Below are 18,467 nucleotides of genomic sequence, written 5' to 3'. Positions count from 1 at the left end.
CCCCAAAAGCTACGTCGCTTCCTAAAAGACAAAAATTAAACCTTTCACGATGCTACATCCTCATCCTACTTTCCATCTATTAGTAATAAAATTAGCAATAAATTTCTGTTTCTATCATGAAAGATGTATTTTTGATTTGTGCAAAAGCTTTGCAAACCGTATAATAAATCTTAAGTGGTTGCTGTTCGGGATATTTTTTAGGAGGAAATAAATTGACAAAAAAGAAAAATGAATTAATTCGTATCATCCCACTTGGTGGCGTGGGCGAAATTGGGAAAGCAATGTACGTAGTAGAAATTGACGAAGAGCTATTTGTAGTTGATAGCGGGTTGATGTTCCCTGAAGACGAAATGCTGGGCATTGATATCGTAATTCCAGATATTACGTATTTAGAAGAAAATAAAGAGCGTGTGAAAGGAATTTTCTTAACACATGGTCATGAAGATGCAATTGGCTCAATTGCTTATGTATTACAAAAAGTGAAAGCGCCAGTGTACGGATCAAAATTAACAATTGCACTAGCAAAGGAACATTTAAAAGAATTGCCTGCACCACATCAGGTGAAATTCTTTGAGGTTACGAACCGTAGTCGTATGAATTTTAACTCAACGTATGTGACATTCTTCCATACAACACATAGTATTCCCGATTCGTTAGGGGTAGTGTTCCATACATCTGAAGGAGCAATTGTTCATACAGGTGAGTTTAAATTTGATCAATCAGCGACAGGTAAATTTAAGCCTGATTTAGCAAAAATGGCTCAGTTAGGAGAAGAAGGCGTATTTATGCTGCTATCTGAGTCGAGTGAAGCTGAGCGACCAGGTTATACGACATCTGAGATTGTGATTGAAGAGCAATTATCAAAAACATTCCATTCAGCACCAGGTCGTATTTTAGTTGCTGTTTATGCATCGAATTTTATTCGTCTACAGCAAGTATTGACACAAGCTCAAAAGTCGTTCCGTAAAGTAGTCATTGTAGGAAAACCTTTAGAAAAAGCTGTGGATTTAGGTGCACAGCTAGGTTACTTAACGGTAGAAGAAGATACAATTATCCCTATCTCAGAAATGCAAAAGTATCAAGATGATGAGATTATTATTATTGCTACAGGTAATAAAGGAGAGCCACTTGATGCATTAGAAAAAATCGTCCGCAAACATCACCGAGACATTAAAATTAAAAAAGACGATACCGTATTAATTACGTTTACACCGTCTCCTGGTATGGAAGTACAGATGGCTAATACGATGAACGCTATCGCAAAAGCAGGTGCTGAAATTCTCACATCTAGCAAAAATGTACATGTATCGGGTCACGGTAGCCAAGAAGATTTAAAATTAATGCTAAACTTAATGCAACCAAAGTACTTTATCCCTGTGCAAGGTGAGTACCGCATGCTTATTGCTCACTCTAAGCTTGCACAACAGCTAGGTATGCAAAAATCACAAATTTTTATCGCCGATAAAGGGGATATTGTAGAATATAAAAATGGTAAAATGCGAATGAGTGGCCGTGTACAAGCTGGCAATGTATTAATAGACGGTATCGGTGTTGGTGATGTAGGGAACATAGTACTTCGCGATCGTAAGTTATTATCGCAGGATGGTATTTTCATTGTTGTTGTAACATTAAACCGTGCTCAAAAGAAAATTGCATCTGGTCCAGAAATTTTATCGCGTGGTTTCGTATATGTACGCGAATCAGAAGAATTAATGATGGAAGCTTCTGATATTGCTAAAAATGTTATTGAAAAATACGTTGGTAAAGATACATTTGAATGGACAAATATTAAACAAGAAATTCGAGATACTCTGAATACGTATTTATTCCAAAAAACGAAGCGCCGCCCAATGATTATCCCAATCATTATGGAATACTAAAAATGAACGATCATCGTTGAATGAAAAAGGATTTTCTAACCGAATGTAAACGGTGGAAAATCCTTTTTTAGCTCAATCCAGAAAGGTAGAGATGACATTTGTTGTAATATATGCCATGTGTAGGCTCATCACCAAAAGTTGTGGATGTCATTTGTTAAAACATATGCCATGTATAATGAGTTGATCTTCGTTACGGCTGGACGCCCCCAGGAAAGCGCCCAGTCGGAACGGAAATCAACCACACGTTATGGTGGTGAGTTTTTTTGAAATAATCGAGTTCTACATGTTATTATTTGCTACATATAAAGAATGGATTGCAAAAGAAGGTGAAATAGATGGCGACTAGAAAAAAAAGAAAAGTCACGAAAGGAAAAGCGACTACAGAAAAAAAAGAAATGCATCCGCTTATGTATGAAATTTTAGGTCTTATCTTAATTGCATTTGCGGTTATTATGATTTTTGAATATGGCATGATTGGCCGTATTCTACAAACAATCACAATGTTTCTATTAGGAAATTTACATTTTGCTGTGCCGTTTATGCTTATATTTGTTGCAGTGTTACTGATGATTGGGCGGAAAAAAATAAGCATTTATGATCGTCTCATATTAGGGATGCTCCTAATTGTTATGAGTTTAACAATTTTTAGTCACGGTATTTTGTTTGAACAATTATCAAAATCTGGTGGATTATTATCAGACTCTGTTTTGCGAGAATCTTGGCGGATTTTAATTAACTCTGAGGGGGTCATCCATCGAAGTAATGCACTTGGCGGAGGCATGGTTGGTGCACTGTTATTTAGTGCTCTACATGTATTATTTGAGGCAACGGGTGCGAAGGTCGTTGCATGGGTTGTTTTCTTTATCGGATTAATTTTAGTAACAGGAAAGGCACTTGTTCCATATTTAGCGAAAAAAATGCCCGACCTTTTTGGCAAATGGCAAAAGAAACATCGTGATAAGAAAAAGAATATGCCTAAAAAACCTAATAATCGCCGTTCAAAAGTAGAAAGCAAGGATGAAATTGCGGCTGTCGATCAGGAGCCTGAGGTACAAGAGGAAGAAGAGATTTCTCATGAACCAATCATCTCTGCCTTTACTCAGAATGTGTCTCATGAGCGAGAAGCATTTACAGCCGAAAATGAAGGCATTGAACATGGAGAGATTGTCGATGATGTCCATATAGAAGGCGCAGATGCTGTGGAAAATGCAGATTACCAACTTCCAACTTATAATCTATTACAATTACCGCCACAGCATGACCAAAGTGGTGAATATTCTGTCATACAGGCAAATGCGAAAAAGCTTGAGCAAACTTTGCAAAGCTTTGGAGTAAAGGCAAAAGTAACGCAGGTTCATTTAGGCCCAGCTGTAACAAAATACGAAATATTACCTGATGTAGGTGTGAAAGTAAGTAAAATTGTAAACCTACAGGATGATCTTGCCTTAGCACTCGCTGCGAAGGATATTCGTATGGAAGCACCTATTCCGGGTAAGTCAGCGATTGGCATTGAAGTACCAAATAGTGAGGTAGCTATTGTTACACTACGGGAAGTGTTAGAGTCTAAGGACGGTGCAAAGCCAGAAGCATTATTGCAAGTCGCATTAGGTCGTGACATTACTGGACAAGCAGTTCTTGCTGAGCTTAATAAAATGCCACATTTACTTGTTGCGGGTTCGACGGGTAGTGGGAAAAGTGTGTGTATAAATGGTATTGTCGTATCAATTCTAATGCGTACAAAACCACATGAGGTAAAGCTGATGATGATTGACCCAAAAATGGTGGAGTTAAATGTTTATAACGGAATTCCTCATCTACTGGCACCAGTTGTTACAGATGCACGTAAAGCGTCTCAGGCTTTAAAGAAAGTTGTGTCAGAAATGGAACGTCGTTATGATCTATTTTCTCATACAGGCACTCGTAATATCGAAGGCTACAATGGCCATGTACAAAAAGTCAATGAACAAACGGGTGAAAAACAACCAAAATTACCTTATATTGTGGTAATTGTAGACGAGTTAGCGGACTTAATGATGGTTGCCTCAAGTGATGTAGAGGATTCTATTACACGTTTAGCACAAATGGCACGTGCAGCAGGGATTCATTTAATCATTGCAACCCAACGACCAAGTGTAGATGTGTTGACAGGTGTTATTAAAGCAAATATTCCTTCGCGCATTGCCTTTGCGGTGTCGTCGGCAATCGATTCTAGAACGATATTAGATATGGGTGGAGCAGAGCGTTTACTCGGTCGAGGAGACATGCTGTTTTTACCTGCAGGTGCATCTAAACCAAAACGTGTGCAAGGTGCCTTTTTATCAGATCAAGAAGTTGAGTCAGTTGTTAACTTTGTTATAGAACAGCAAAAGGCGCAATATCAGGAGGAAATGATTCCGACCGAAGAAGAGACAATTTTAGAGGAAACGGATGAATTATTTGACGAAGCTGTACAGTTAGTTGTCAGTATGCAGACGGCCTCTGTTTCGATGTTACAACGTCGCTTCCGTATCGGTTATTCGAGAGCTGCTCGCATTGTCGATCAAATGGAACAACGCGGTATTGTCGGGCCTTCAGAGGGAAGTAAACCTCGACAAGTGCTCATTCATCAATACGATAATTAGTGCCAAAATAACGTCAAAAGATTGAACAATGCTGTATACATCGAGTAGGCCCAAATTCATTTTAAAATTCGAAAGCAATTACACTAAGTGTAATTGCTTTCAGTCTATAAAAATGTTATATTTATGAACGATTAGTAGGAATGTTGTACATCAGATGTCTGATCTCTGATTTTGGTGGTGATATATGTGACTATTAAAGCTGATCATCGTCATCTCTATCTTCAAGTAATTGATCGTTTAAAGTCTGACATTGAAAAAGGCGTTTTTAAAGAAAATGAAAAACTGCCTTCAGAGTTTGAATTATCGAAATCACTAGGAGTCAGTCGAGCAACGCTTAGAGAAGCGCTACGACTGTTGGAAGAGGAAAATGTTATTGTGCGTCGACATGGGGTGGGCACATTTGTAAACCCTAAGCCGTTGTTTACATCGGGCATCGAGCATTTATCGAGCATTTCCTCCATGATCGAGGCAGCAGGTATGGAACCCGGTTCTCGCTTTTTAAAGGCGACGGAAAGCATACCTTCTGAGGAAGATTTAAAACGCTTCCAATGTGATGGCGAAGATAAAATACTCACAATTGAACGTGTCAGAACAGCGGATGGTGAGCCGGTAGTTTATTGCATAGACAGATTACCAGCAAGCTTCCTGCCAACTGACTTTGTAGAAAAAAAAGAAGTTTCACTTTTCTCTGCACTTGAACAATCCGGTAAAATTCATGTAGCCTATGCTGTTACATATATTGATCCTATCGGGTACCATGAGCAAGCTTCACCGATTTTAAATTGCGGACGTGAAACAGCTCTTTTAGTATTAAAGCAGTTACATTACGATGATCATGATCAAGTAGTGCTGTATTCAAAAAATTATTTCCGAGCTGATAAATTCAGCTTCCATGTAGTTCGTAAACGGGTGTAGAACATTTCTAATATTTTTCCTGCTAATTACAATACCTTTGGGGGGTTAATCAAATGAAAAAACGTAAATTTGGCTTAGTATTATCATCAGTTTTAGCTGCAAGTGCAATCTTAGGTGCATGTGGTACGAAAGACGACGACAAACCTGCAAAAGAAAAAGAAAATGAAAACGCTTCAACAGGCGAAAACAATAAAGATGCGTTCTCAGTAGCAATGGTTACTGACGTAGGTGGCGTTGATGATAAATCATTCAACCAATCTGCTTGGGAAGGTGTTCAAGCTTACGGTAAAGAACATGGCCTAAAAAAAGGTGATGGTGGCTTCGACTACTTACAATCAAAATCAGATGCAGACTATGATTCAAATTTAAACGCATTATTACGTCGTGATTTTAACTTAATCTATGGTATTGGTTACATGATGGAAGATTCTATGGCTGCAATTGCTGAAGAAAATCCAGATGGCAAATTCGCAATCATTGACGCTGAAGTAAAAGCGGACAATGTAGTATCAGTATTGTTCAAAGAGCAAGAAGGTGCTTTCTTAGCGGGTGTAGCTGCTGCGAAAATGTCTAAATCAGGTAAAATCGGCTTTGTAGGTGGCGTAGATATTCCAGTTATCAACCGCTTCGAGGCTGGATTCTTTGAAGGTGCAAAAGCTGTAAATCCAGAAATCGAAATCACATCAAAATATACTGCTGCATTCGATAAAGCTGACCTTGGTAAAGTTACTGCAAACAGCATGTACTCTTCAGGTGTAGATGTAATCTTCCACGCTGCTGGTGCAACTGGTAACGGTGTATTCTCTGAGGCAAAGGAACGCAAGAAAAAAGATCCTAATGCAAACATTTGGGTAATCGGAGTAGATGCTGACCAATACGAAGAAGGTAAAGTAGACGACAAAACAAATGTAACTTTAACTTCTATGTTAAAAGGTGTTAACACAGCAGTTGTAGATATTTCTAATAAAGCGAAAAATGGTGATTTCCCAGGTGGCAAAACGCTTACTTATGGTTTAGCTGAAGACGGCGTGAAGCTTGCAGATTCTCGTGGTGCAATCCCAGAAGATGTACAAAAGGTCATTAACGAATATAAAGAAAAAATTGCTAAAGGTGAAATTAAAGTTCCAGAAAAAGTGAAAAAATAATTCACCTTTTGATCATCATAAGGGACTTTTTTGAAGACCCTTATGATGATTTTTCAATCTATCGTTATATTTTGATTATTCGCAACGTTCTGTTTGACTATATTGATCATTACCATAGGGGTAGAAATTTTATAGGAGTTTATCGCAAGAATAGTAATGATGGTAACAAGTTAATAGAAGAAAGGTTTCTAACGATGACCTTTCCTGTATTAATTTATCAAATATTTGATATCTACCTCTATTGGTGCGACAAGATATAAGTGATTTTTTTTTGTTGATTTTTGTTAACAGGGTACATAATGCCCACTGAAAGAAGATGGAACCTCTAGCTGAAGCATTGTAGTGCGATGTAAAAAAACGTTGAGCTAACAGTGACTATAGCTAGTATTTAGATTAGTTTATTATTTCTATATAAAATTAAGATTGTCTCAAAGAAATCTAAATAACGTTTTCGAAAACTGGGCGTATTGTTTATCTGTAGCGACAGCGGCATTGTTTGACTGCGCGAAAGCGAAGCGGCAGCGGCAAATGTTTTCTGTGGCGATAGCCACGATTACGTCAAGGCGAAATTGATAAAAGTGCCTATTAAGGGAGTGACAAAATTGGAATACGTGATTGAAATGTTAGGAATCCGAAAAGAGTTCGGTAATTTCGTGGCGAATAATAACATCACCCTCCAACTGAAAAAAGGCGAAATCCATGCATTGCTAGGTGAAAATGGTGCAGGTAAATCGACTTTAATGAACGTCCTTTTTGGTTTGTATCAACCAGAGGGTGGCGAAATTCGAGTTCGTGGGAAGGCTGTTAAAATTACAAACCCGAACGTGGCCAATGATTTAGGAATTGGTATGGTCCATCAACACTTTATGTTAGTGGAAAACTTCACAGTGACCGAGAACATTATTTTAGGTTCTGAACCAACGAAAATGGGGATTGTTAACATTAAAGATGCGGCGAAGAAAGTACAAGCACTTTCTGAAAAATATGGTTTAGATGTTGACCCATATGCCAAAATCGAGGATATTACTGTGGGGATGCAACAGCGTGTTGAAATTTTAAAAACACTATACCGCGGTGCAGAAATTTTAATCTTTGATGAACCAACTGCATCTTTAACACCACAGGAAATTACAGAGCTTATTCAAATTATGCGTCGCTTAATTGCAGAGGGCAAATCTATTATTTTAATTACCCATAAATTAAAAGAAATTATGGAAGTCTCTGACCGTGTGACAATTATTCGCAAAGGTGAAGGAATTGGAACCGTTACAACTACTGAAACAAATCCTAACCAATTAGCTGAAATGATGGTAGGACGTCAAGTCGAATTTAAAACAGAAAAAACAGAAGCAAAACCAACTGATGAAGTACTTTCAATCGATGATTTGGTTGTTACAGACTACCGTAATATCGATAAAGTAAAAGGCCTGAACTTAAAAGTACGCAAAGGTGAAATTGTTGGTATTGCAGGTATCGACGGTAACGGACAATCTGAGTTAATCGAAGCCATAACTGGTCTACGCAAAATAAAGAGTGGTACTGTTCAATTAAATGGCAAAGATATTACAAATATGAAGCCTCGAAAAATTACTGAGGAAGGCGTTGGACATATTCCGCAAGATCGCCATAAGCATGGTTTAGTATTAGATTTCCCGATTGGTCATAATATCGCACTACAAACATATTACCAATCTCCAATTGCTAAGGGCTTTGTTATGGACTACAAGAAAGTATCTGAAAAAGCACGTCAAATTATCGAAGAATATGATGTGCGTACTGGTAATGGTGAAATGACACCGGCTCGTGCCCTTTCAGGTGGTAACCAGCAAAAAGCAATTATCGGTCGTGAAATTGATCGTAATCCAGATTTATTGATCGCTGCTTTACCAACACGTGGTCTTGACGTAGGGGCAATTGAATTTATTCACTCTCGCCTTATTGAGCAACGTGACAAAGGAAAAGCAGTACTGTTAATTTCATTTGAATTAGATGAAGTCATGAATGTTTCTGACCGTATCGCTGTTATTTATGATGGTCAAATTGTTGATGAGTTAAATCCAAAAGAAACAACAGAACAAGAGCTTGGTCTATTAATGGCAGGACAAAGTAGTAAAAATAACATGAATGATGCGAAGGAGGGGAACGACTAATGTCAAATCGTGTCATTAATATACTCGTTCCTATCATCTCTATTATTATTGGTTTAATTGTTGGTGCTATCGTGATGGTAGTCAGCGGCTATGACCCAGTACAAGGTTATAGCGCTCTTTGGACAGGTATTTTTGGAGATTCATATTCAATTGGGAACACAATTCGTCAAATAACACCGTACCTATTGGCCGGGCTTGCAGTAGCATTTGCCTTCCGCACAGGTTTATTCAACATCGGTGTTGAAGGTCAGCTGATTTTAGGTTGGCTAGCAGCAGCTTGGGTAGGATCTGCATTTGACCTACCTAAAATTATTCACTTACCATTAGCATTACTTGCGGCAGCAGCTGCAGGTGCATTTTGGGCCTTTATTGCAGGTTTCTTAAAAGCGAAATTTAAAGTTCACGAAGTCATAGCGACAATTATGTTAAACTACACTGCGCTTTATATTGCGAATGCAGTGATTAAAAAATTGTCTGACGGTAGCTTTAAAACAGAACGAGTTCATGAATCAGCTTCATTACGTTCTCCGTTTTTAAGAGAGCTTACAGACAATTCAAGTCTTCACTATGGCATCATTGTTGCACTGTTAATGGTAATAGTTATGTGGTTCATTTTAGAAAAAACAACACGTGGATATGAGCTAAAAGCGGTAGGCTTTAACAAGCATGCTGCAGACTATGCTGGTATGAGCGTTAACAAAAACATTATTTTAGCTATGACGATTTCAGGTATGTTCGCTGGTCTTGGTGGTGCTATGGAGGCACTAGGTACTTTCGGAAACGCCTCTATTAAACCAGGCTTTACTGGTATAGGTTTCGATGGTATCGCCGTGGCCTTACTTGGTGCCAACACACCACTAGGGGTAGTATTTGGGGCTTCATTATTCGGCTCACTTAAATACGGAGCGCTAAATATGCCGAATGCTGCAGGGATTCCAGAGGAAATCGTGTCTATAATTATCGCGTTAATTATTTTCTTCGTGGCATCAGGCTATATTATTCGAGTAGCATTACAAAAGTTGAACAAGAAAAAGGAGGGGCAATAACATGAGCTTTTTAGAAATGTTATATTTCATCGTCCCTACTGCAATTTTTTATGCAACACCTTTAATTTTTACGGCAATCGGTGGTGTATTCTCTGAACGATCTGGTGTTGTAAACATCGGACTAGAAGGTTTAATGATTGTTGGTGCATTTGTTGGTATTTATGTCAATTTAGAATTGGCTTCAACATTTGGTGCAGCAACAATTTGGGTGGCTATGCTGGCAGCTGTCATTATTGGAGGAATCTTCTCACTTCTCCACGCTGTTGCTTCAATTTCCTTCCGTGCTGATCAAACGGTATCAGGGGTTGCAATAAATTTATTAGGTTTAGCGGTAACTGTATTCTTAGTGAAAATGATTTACGGTAAAGGTCAAACAGATATGATTGCCCACTCAATAAATCGTTTCGCTATCCCATATTTAGAGGATATTCCGTTCTTTGGTCCATTATTATTCCGTGATGTCTATAGTACATCAATTTTAGCTTTTGCAGTAGCTATTGGAGCATGGTTTATCATTTATAAAACGCCATTCGGTTTACGATTACGCGCTGTCGGTGAACATCCAATGGCTGCAGATACGATGGGAGTAAACGTTAACAGAATGCGCTATATTGCTGTTGTCATCTCTGGGGCATTAGGTGGTCTTGGTGGTGCAGTGTACGCACAATCAATTACAGGCGATTTCTCACATGCAACAATTGCGGGTCAAGGCTTTATGGCCATTGCTGCAATGATTTTTGGGAAATGGCATCCGATCGGTGCATTAGGTGCAGCTTTATTCTTTGGAGTAGCACAAACGTTAAGTGTTGCAGGAAGCGGAATTCCTTACATTCAAGACATTCCTGCTGTATACCTACAAATTTTACCGTACGTACTAACAATCCTAGCATTAGCAGGATTCATCGGTAAAGCAAATGCACCAAAAGCTAGTGGTCAACCTTATATTAAGGGGAAGCGCTAAAAAACAGACAATTATTTACACTAAAGACTGGGCGAAAATGCTCAGTCTTTTTCCTTGTACATATCTCAAACGTTTGGGAAAATAATGGTTGGAGGCTGATCTTTATTTGCTAGTATAAGCAGGTTCATTAATTAACCAAATGCAATTTCACACTTTTCATATACATACTTTGGATTCTTTTTGCAATTATAGACAATAGACATGTATAGTATGTGTAGTACTTTGTTATATTAAGAAAGATAAGGAGGGTTCTATATATGTTTAAAACAATCCCTTTTGCAAAAGGTGTTAATTTGCATATCCGACAAACGACCCAATTTAAAACCGTAAATTTTTCAATTAAATGGAGAAGAGCATTAACGGCTACAAATGCGTCTGAACGCACAGTGTTAACAAATGTATTGCAACATAGCAATGCTAAATATAAGACAACAGCTGCATTCCGTAGTTTCTTGGATGACTTGTATGGCACAGTGCAATATTTTGATACATCCAAACGTGGTAATGAGCATACAGTACTGATGAATGTAGAAACCGTTAACGATCATTATTTGGCAAATACAAGTGTTTTAAACGAGGTACTTGGTTTATTGCACACAGCAATCTTTGAACCGAATTTAGAAAACGGTGTATTTAAGGAATCAATTGTGGAGCGTGAAAAGAAAACGGTCATTCAGCGTATCGAGTCTATTTTTGACGATAAATCTCGATTCGCACAGCAACGTATTCAACAGATTTTACGTCCAAATGAACCGGCCTCTATTTCTGCTAACGGAACTGTCGAGGACATTCAGAAAATTACCCCTACATCATTGTTTGAAGCATATCAATCCATGCTTGCTAACGATAAAATAGACATTTATGTCGCGGGTGATATAAATGAGGACGAAATGGTGGCTCAATTGAAAAAAGCGCTACCATTTAATGATCGTACACCTGAAGAAATTCCTGCTGTGCTGCCGCAACAGCATCCACAAAATGATTATGTACGTGAACAACAAGAAATGAAGCAAGGAAAAATGCATATTGGTTTTAGTACACCAGTACGATTTGGTGACGCTGATTTCGCCAAAATGCAAATTTTTAACGGCGTATTCGGTGGCTATCCTCATGCCAAATTATTTATGAATGTTCGTGAAAAGGAAAGTTTAGCTTACTATGCGTCTAGCTCATATGCATCACATTATGGCTTAGTCTTTGTTGTGTCTGGGATTGAACCAAAGAATGAAGAAAAAGCACTATCGCTAATTAAGGAACAAATTGCTGTTATGCAAGCAGGCAACATTACAGATTTGGAATTAGAGCAAACAAAGGCCATGCTGACGAATCAGCTAAGAGAGTCATTGGATTCTGCTCGAGGACAAATAGAAATTTTTGACCAATATAAAGATTTACCCGAGGAGTTCTCTGTTGAAACTTGGGCAAATAAATGGAAAGCTGTAACGAAAGAAGATATTGTTGAAATGGCGAAGCAAATACAGCTAGAAGCGGTCTATTTCTTATGTGGAAAGGAGCAAGCCGCACAATGAAAACAATTGAATTCAAACAATTAGATGAAACATTGTATTATGAAAAATTAGAGAATGGCTTAGATGTCTATATTTTACCAAAAAAAGGCTATTCCAAAACATATGTGACGTTCACCACTAAGTACGGTTCTGTTGATCGTACATTTGTGCCAATTGGAAACACGGAAAGTATTTCAGTTCCAGATGGCATTGCTCACTTTTTAGAGCATAAAATGTTTGAAAAAGAAGATGGGGATGTATTCCAAAAGTTTAGTGAATTCGGCGCTTCAGCCAATGCCTTTACTTCATTTACACGGACGGCGTATTTATTTTCTTCGACGGACAATATTTATAAAAGCACAGAAACATTATTAAATTTTGTGCAAGAACCTTACTTTACAGAAGCAACAGTGAATAAGGAGAAGGGTATTATTGGTCAGGAAATTACGATGTACGATGATCAGCCAGATTGGCGCCTATATTTTGGTGCGATCGAAAATATGTATCATAATCACCCAGTAAAAATTGATATCGCGGGTACAATCGAGACGATTGATGGCATTACTGCGGATCACTTATATACGTGCTACAATACATTTTATCATCCTTCCAATATGTTATTGTTTGTTATTGGCGCAGTAGATCCAAATGAAATGATGACGTTTATTCGTGACAATCAAGGTAAAAAAGAATTCCCTGAACCAACACCAATTCAACGCTTCTTTGATAAAGAGCCGATTGAGGTTGCTGTCAAAGAGCGTGAGTTGCATATGGATGTACAAAAGCCAAAGGTTTATATCGGCTTAAAAGCAAAAGAAACAAATCTTTCTGGCCGTGATATGTTAAAACATGAGCTGTCTGTTCAAATTGCACTTGAACTTATTTTTGGACGTACATCTGAATTTTATGAGCGCATCTATGAAGATGGCTTAATTGATGAAACATATGCATTTGATTTTACACTAGAAAATGGCTTTGGTTTTGCGATGATTGGCTCAGATTCTACAGATCCGGCTGCTTTAGAGAAAGCTATAAAGGAAGAATTAGCAAGGTATGATCGAGATGCACAATTTGAAAATGCCGATTTAGAACGAGTGAAACGTAAAAAAATAGGGTTCTTCCTACGTGCACTAAACTCTATTGAATTTATCGCCAACCAATTTACACGTTATTCGTTTAATGAGATGAACTTGTTCGATGTTGTGCCTGTACTAGAAGAACTAACGATTGAAGATTTGAAAAAAGCATTTTCTTCAATTCAAGGTGAATCTCAACAAACTGTCTTTAAAATTTTACCTACAGAGAAGGGCGAACAGTGAAAAAGTTTGCCCTCGTGTTAGGTGCATCGGGTGAGATTGGTCGTGCTATTTGTCAGAGTCTGGCAGAAGACGGCTGGTCCATCTACATACACTTTTCAAACAATGAAAAAGCGGCGCAGGCTTTATACCACTCTCTTTCAGAAAACTTCCCTGCACAGGAATTTATGCTTGTACAGGGAGATTTTTCGAAAGCATCCGGTGCACAATTGCTAGCATCGCAAATTTTTAATGTGCAAGCGATTGTCTTTGCAAGTGGTCAGGCGCATTATTCTCTACTGGAAGATACTACTGTGGAGGATATGGATGCATTATGGCGCGTCCATGTGCAAAATCCAATGCGTCTGACGGCTTTGCTGTCATCAAAGCTTCGTGCTCACGATGTCAGCTATGTACTTTTTATCGGTTCGATTTGGGGGGAGGCTGGATCGGCTGGTGAAGCTCTTTACTCAGCCGTGAAGGGCGCCCAACATGCTTTTGTGAAATCTTATGCGAAAGAAGCGGCACTGTCACGTATTCGTGTTAATGCCATTGCACCTGGTTTTATTAATACCTCGATGAACAGTCATTTAAGTGAAGAGGAGCTTGACTATATTTTAGAGGATATTCCGCTAGGTATAGCTGGACAAACAAAGGATGTTGCTAAAATGGTGCGCTTCTACCTTTCTGGAAATGCAGATTATGTAACGGGACAAGTAATTCGATTAAACGGTGGCTGGTACATATAATGTTCTTTTTTGCACATACTACATGTGTAAAGGAGGAGGAACATATGACGATTTTAGAAAACTGGCAAAAATGGACATCGTTTTTAGGTCAAAATGTTATGCAAGCCGAATCAAGTGGCATGCCAAAGAAAATGATTCAATCGGCTGCTGTACAAATTGGGGAATATTTGGCGACAAATGTCGATCCTAAAAATGAACAAGAACGAGTGCTGTCGGATTTATGGGGCGTTGCCTCTGAAGAGGAAAAACATGCACTGGCGAATTGTGTCGTTAAACTTGTACAAAATAAACCTGTACAGTAAAACAAAGAGGAGAGCGATCTCCTCTTTTTTTAATTTTTACATAGAAAAGGGAACGTATGTAAGCCTATTTAGTATGTTCAAAAAAAAAATAGTAAATTTTTAAAAATAACGCCATAATTCCATGTATTCTAACTTTCCATTACATAAAAAATCAGCTATGATGGAACTTATAAGGGATTTTTTACGTTAACTAATAGGAAGGGAACGAGTGTGTTTGAGCGATTGGTACTTTGAATATGAAATTCAGGTGAATCGCCCTGGATTATTAGGAGATATTGCTTCACTTTTAGGGATGCTTCGTGTCAATATTATTTCAATAAATGGTGTCGATGAGGATCGACGTGGTATGTTAGTGCATACAGACAACGATGAGACAATTGAGCGTTTTCGTACAATTGTTTCGACAATGGAACATATTAACGTGACCAAATTTCGACAACCTAAACTCCGTGATCGTTTAGCCATTAGGCACGGTCATTATATTCCTCGAGATGCAGATGAAAAAAATACCTTCCGCTTCGTACGAGATGAACTTGGTATTTTAGTTGACTTTATGGCGGAGCTCTTTAAAAAAGAAGGGCATAAGCTCATTGGAATACGTGGAATGCCTCGTGTAGGCAAAACTGAATCGATTGTAGCGGCTAGTGTATGTGCCAATAAAAAATGGATTTTTTTATCATCTACAATGATTAAGCAGACTGTTCGCAATAAACTCGCTGGTGATGAATTCAGTGACAATAATATTTTTATATTAGATGGCATTGTAACACGTCGTTCATCTGATGAGCGGCATTTGCAACTAGTGCGTGAAATGATGAATATGCCTTCCATAAAGGTCGTCGAGCATCCAGACATGTTTGTTCAGCATTCAGATTATAGGATAGAGGATTTTGATTATATCATTGAATTACGTCATCACCCAGATGAAGAAATTACGTATGAGATAATGGAAAAAAACCATATGATGTCCGAATCCAATTCATTTGGAGGATTTTAGGATTTAATTATTAAATTGATGTTAAAGTAGGTGTTTTGAGTGGCAGAATTAGGGACTCGACTGAAAGAGGCGAGATTGTCTAAAGGCTACAGTTTAGACGATTTACAAGAAATAACAAAAATACAAAAACGATATTTAATAGGTATTGAAGAGGGCAATTATTCGATCATGCCTGGTTCGTTTTATGTACGAGCTTTTATTAAACAATATGCTGACGCTGTAGGTTTGAACGCAGAGGAAATTTTAGAAATGTATAAAAGTGAGCTACCGGGTACTCCAAACAATCAAGTTAGTCAATCGATGACAAATAGCCCAAGTAGAAGAAAAGTTTCAAAAGGCCCCTCTACTAAAATGATGGAGGCAATGCCGAAAATAATCGTCGGTTTATTTATCATTGTCATTATTGTGGTCATTTGGGTGCTTATGCAGAATAGAAATAGTGCAGGGCCAAATGATACAGACAGTACAAATCCACCAGAAATGCAATATGATACAAAAGTAAAACCAATAGATACAGATAAAGAAAAAGAAAATAAAAAAGCTCAAACAAAAGACAAACAAGAGTCGACAGATTCAAAAGACTCAGCAAAGGAAACAACTGACGAAAATCAGACTGAAGAGGGTAAGCAATTGATTTCAGCGGGGACTGTTGAAGCGGATGGTGCTACAACTTCTTATACGTTAACAGGTGCAGAAACATTTAAAATACGTATTGAAGTATCAGGTCCTACATTTATCGGTATACGCAATCAACAGCAACAAGAAATACTAACAGATACTCGTGTATATAATGCAGGAGAAGTAGTAGAATTCGACGCAACATCTCAAAATTACGCTCGTATCCGCTTAGGTAATTCAACGCAAGCCAAGGTATACATTAATGACGAGTCTTTAACGTATGCACAGCAAGCTGTAACGCAAAACATCGTCATCAATTTCAATAAAGAATAGTAGTCATCTAGTGATGACTACTTTCTTTCATCATGAAAGGTGTTAGAAAAATGAACATTCCAAATAAAATTACCATCTCTCGAATCTTACTTATTCCGTTCTTTGTTATTGTTATGATGTTTGATTTTGGCTGGGGGACAATGTCACTATTCGGTGCGGATATGCCTGTTCATCATTTTGTAGGTGCACTCATTTTTATTTTTGCTTCAGCGACTGATTGGGTAGATGGTTTTTACGCACGTAAGTATAATCTTGTGACAACATTTGGTAAGTTTTTAGACCCACTTGCTGACAAATTACTAGTTTCAGCAGCTTTTATTTTAATGGTAGAGCTTACAATGGCGCCTGCATGGATCATTATTATTATTATTAGCCGTGAGTTTGCAGTAACTGGCCTTCGTTTAATATTGGCAGGTGAAGGAGAAGTTGTTGCAGCGAACCAGCTTGGTAAAATTAAAACGTGGGCTCAAATTATGGCCATCGGAGCAGCACTATTACACAATACAATCTTTACACTTATTGGTATTCCATTTGATACAATTATGCTATATATCGCATTGTTCTTTACACTGTGGTCTGGATGGGATTATTTCTATCTAAATCGACGTGTCTTACTTGATTCTAAATAAGAGAGGTCTTGAGGATCATGAATGCTGAAATTCTTGCAGTTGGCTCAGAGTTATTGCTTGGTCAGATTTCGAACACAAATGCAAGATTTATTTCTAGTCAGTTGTCCGAATTAGGGATAAATGTGTATTATCACACTGTTGTTGGAGATAATGCACAACGTTTAGAAGAAGCTATTTCCATTGCAGAGGCTCGTGCTGATTTACTCATTTTCTCTGGTGGGCTTGGACCTACAAAGGATGATTTAACAAAGGAAACGATTGCGCGTCATCTTGGCGTTACACTCGAATTTGATGAGATCGCACTGGCCAATATTGAGCAATTTTTTGCAAAACGAGGACGTCCAATGACGGATAATAATCGTAAACAGGCTTTAATATTAGCAGGTAGTGAGGGGCTTGCAAATCATCACGGCATGGCACCTGGCATGATAGTAACAAAGGATGGGCGTACGTATATTTTGCTTCCAGGGCCACCAAAAGAGCTTGAGCCAATGTTCCAGTATGAAGCAAAACCAAAACTTGGTGCGATGTTAAATGCTGGAGGGGTTATACTTTCGCATGTTATGCGTTTTTATGGCATTGGAGAGGCGGAGCTTGAGGTACGTATCCAAGATATTTTAGATTCGCAAACAAACCCAACTGTTGCTCCACTTGCTTCTGATGGTGAGGTTACATTGCGTGTAACTGCCAAAGCAGAAACGGAGCAAGAAGCGCAGCACCTTATTGCCGCAAAAGTAGCAGAGATCCAAGCGGTTGTTGGGAACTATCAATATGGTATAGATGATGATTCTCTTGCCTCTAAAACAGTAGAAATGTTACTAGATAATAAGTTAACAATTTCTGCGGCAGAAAGTTTAACAGCGGGATTATTTCAGTCAGAGCTTGCAGAAATACCAGGTGTAGGGGATGCCCTTGTTGGTGGCGTTGTTACGTATACAGAAGAGGCTAAGATAAAGCAGCTCGGTATTTCTAAAGAATTATTAACTACACATGGGATTGTAAGCAGTGAGTGTGCAGCGGCTATGGCTAGTGCTGTACGTAAAAAGTTTGATACCGATATTGGTATTGGATTAACAGGTGCGGCAGGTCCTACAGCCCATGATCATCAACCAGTGGGGACGGTTTGGATTGGTATTGCAATTGGCGTTGAGACACCGATCACGTATTTACTTCATTTATCGGGCATGCGTAATACAAATCGACTTCGCGCGGCGAAATTTACTTGTCATTATTTAATGCAGCTTTTAGAAGAAAGAGGCTTTAAAAAACGTTAATCAATTATGACTCGGCATAATATAGGTTCATCACCAAAAGTTGT

General features: G+C 38.3%; 15 protein-coding genes. All 15 read left to right on the top strand.

Annotation, left to right across the window (positions count from 1 at the left end; all coding sequences use genetic code 11):
• Positions 1–212 precede the first annotated feature (212 nt).
• The 15 genes from ACFXN8_RS17290 to ACFXN8_RS17220 all read left to right on the top strand — a co-directional run bounded on the left by ACFXN8_RS17290 (position 213) and on the right by ACFXN8_RS17220 (position 18,423).
• Positions 213–1,880, top strand: a complete 1,668-nt coding sequence (locus ACFXN8_RS17290; RefSeq protein WP_386846794.1) for a ribonuclease J — start codon at positions 213–215, stop codon at positions 1,878–1,880.
• A gap of 335 nt (positions 1,881–2,215) precedes the next feature.
• Positions 2,216–4,501 carry an FtsK/SpoIIIE family DNA translocase gene (locus tag ACFXN8_RS17285; RefSeq protein WP_386846792.1) on the top strand — a complete coding sequence of 762 codons (2,286 nt, stop codon included), beginning with the start codon at positions 2,216–2,218 and terminating at the stop codon, positions 4,499–4,501.
• 186 nt (positions 4,502–4,687) lie between these two features.
• On the top strand, positions 4,688–5,416 hold the full coding sequence (locus tag ACFXN8_RS17280; protein WP_376069285.1) for a GntR family transcriptional regulator: 729 nt from the start codon (positions 4,688–4,690) through the stop codon (positions 5,414–5,416).
• A 53-nt stretch (positions 5,417–5,469) separates the two neighbouring features.
• A complete protein-coding gene (locus ACFXN8_RS17275) occupies positions 5,470–6,561 on the top strand; it encodes a BMP family lipoprotein (RefSeq protein WP_386846790.1) in 1,092 nt (363 codons plus the stop codon).
• 602 nt (positions 6,562–7,163) lie between these two features.
• Complete coding sequence (locus ACFXN8_RS17270; protein ID WP_376069289.1) at positions 7,164–8,711, top strand: ABC transporter ATP-binding protein; 1,548 nt, start codon at positions 7,164–7,166, stop codon at positions 8,709–8,711.
• Positions 8,711–9,757 carry an ABC transporter permease gene (locus tag ACFXN8_RS17265; protein WP_376069292.1) on the top strand — a complete coding sequence of 349 codons (1,047 nt, stop codon included), beginning with the start codon at positions 8,711–8,713 and terminating at the stop codon, positions 9,755–9,757. The genes ACFXN8_RS17270 and ACFXN8_RS17265 overlap by 1 nt, the downstream gene beginning before the upstream one ends.
• A 1-nt stretch (position 9,758) precedes the next feature.
• Positions 9,759–10,718, top strand: coding sequence for an ABC transporter permease (locus ACFXN8_RS17260; RefSeq protein ID WP_376069294.1), 960 nt, complete (start codon positions 9,759–9,761; stop codon positions 10,716–10,718).
• A gap of 257 nt (positions 10,719–10,975) precedes the next feature.
• The gene (gene yfmF / locus ACFXN8_RS17255; RefSeq protein ID WP_386846786.1) at positions 10,976–12,247 is read left to right on the top strand and encodes an EF-P 5-aminopentanol modification-associated protein YfmF; all 1,272 of its coding nucleotides are present in this window, start codon (positions 10,976–10,978) and stop codon (positions 12,245–12,247) included.
• On the top strand, positions 12,244–13,545 hold the full coding sequence (gene yfmH / locus ACFXN8_RS17250) for an EF-P 5-aminopentanol modification-associated protein YfmH (protein WP_386846784.1): 1,302 nt from the start codon (positions 12,244–12,246) through the stop codon (positions 13,543–13,545). Before yfmF ends, yfmH begins: the two co-directional genes overlap by 4 nt.
• Positions 13,542–14,270, top strand: coding sequence for an elongation factor P 5-aminopentanone reductase (gene ymfI / locus ACFXN8_RS17245; protein WP_386846782.1), 729 nt, complete (start codon positions 13,542–13,544; stop codon positions 14,268–14,270). The genes yfmH and ymfI overlap by 4 nt, the downstream gene beginning before the upstream one ends.
• Positions 14,271–14,314: 44 nt before the next feature.
• Positions 14,315–14,572 (top strand): DUF3243 domain-containing protein, encoded by a 258-nt coding sequence (locus ACFXN8_RS17240; protein WP_376069306.1) that lies wholly within the window; start codon positions 14,315–14,317, stop codon positions 14,570–14,572.
• A gap of 214 nt (positions 14,573–14,786) precedes the next feature.
• The gene (locus ACFXN8_RS17235; protein ID WP_197141989.1) at positions 14,787–15,569 is read left to right on the top strand and encodes a DUF3388 domain-containing protein; all 783 of its coding nucleotides are present in this window, start codon (positions 14,787–14,789) and stop codon (positions 15,567–15,569) included.
• A gap of 39 nt (positions 15,570–15,608) precedes the next feature.
• Positions 15,609–16,520, top strand: a complete 912-nt coding sequence (locus tag ACFXN8_RS17230; RefSeq protein ID WP_386846780.1) for a helix-turn-helix domain-containing protein — start codon at positions 15,609–15,611, stop codon at positions 16,518–16,520.
• 50 nt (positions 16,521–16,570) lie between these two features.
• Positions 16,571–17,149: a CDP-diacylglycerol--glycerol-3-phosphate 3-phosphatidyltransferase gene (gene pgsA / locus ACFXN8_RS17225; protein WP_376069311.1), complete on the top strand. Its 579-nt coding sequence runs from the start codon at positions 16,571–16,573 to the stop codon at positions 17,147–17,149.
• A 17-nt stretch (positions 17,150–17,166) separates the two neighbouring features.
• The gene (locus ACFXN8_RS17220; protein ID WP_386846777.1) at positions 17,167–18,423 is read left to right on the top strand and encodes a competence/damage-inducible protein A; all 1,257 of its coding nucleotides are present in this window, start codon (positions 17,167–17,169) and stop codon (positions 18,421–18,423) included.
• Positions 18,424–18,467: the final 44 nt, after the last annotated feature.

This window comes from Lysinibacillus sp. NPDC059133 (genome assembly GCF_042755925.1).
Taxonomy (GTDB): domain Bacteria; phylum Bacillota; class Bacilli; order Bacillales_A; family Planococcaceae; genus Lysinibacillus.
This window is presented reverse-complemented; position numbering and strand designations above follow the sequence as displayed.

Excerpts from the sequence above, each read along its gene's own strand:
- ACFXN8_RS17285 (WP_386846792.1), top strand. The coding sequence starts at position 2,216 with ATGGCGACTAGAAAAAAAAGAAAAGTCACGAAAGGAAAAGCGACTACA.
- ACFXN8_RS17275 (WP_386846790.1), top strand. The coding sequence starts at position 5,470 with ATGAAAAAACGTAAATTTGGCTTAGTATTATCATCAGTTTTAGCTGCA.
- ACFXN8_RS17265 (WP_376069292.1), top strand. The coding sequence starts at position 8,711 with ATGTCAAATCGTGTCATTAATATACTCGTTCCTATCATCTCTATTATT.
- ACFXN8_RS17260 (WP_376069294.1), top strand. The coding sequence starts at position 9,759 with ATGAGCTTTTTAGAAATGTTATATTTCATCGTCCCTACTGCAATTTTT.
- yfmF (WP_386846786.1), top strand. The coding sequence starts at position 10,976 with ATGTTTAAAACAATCCCTTTTGCAAAAGGTGTTAATTTGCATATCCGA.
- yfmH (WP_386846784.1), top strand. The coding sequence starts at position 12,244 with ATGAAAACAATTGAATTCAAACAATTAGATGAAACATTGTATTATGAA.
- ACFXN8_RS17240 (WP_376069306.1), top strand. The coding sequence starts at position 14,315 with ATGACGATTTTAGAAAACTGGCAAAAATGGACATCGTTTTTAGGTCAA.
- pgsA (WP_376069311.1), top strand. The coding sequence starts at position 16,571 with ATGAACATTCCAAATAAAATTACCATCTCTCGAATCTTACTTATTCCG.
- ACFXN8_RS17220 (WP_386846777.1), top strand. The coding sequence starts at position 17,167 with ATGAATGCTGAAATTCTTGCAGTTGGCTCAGAGTTATTGCTTGGTCAG.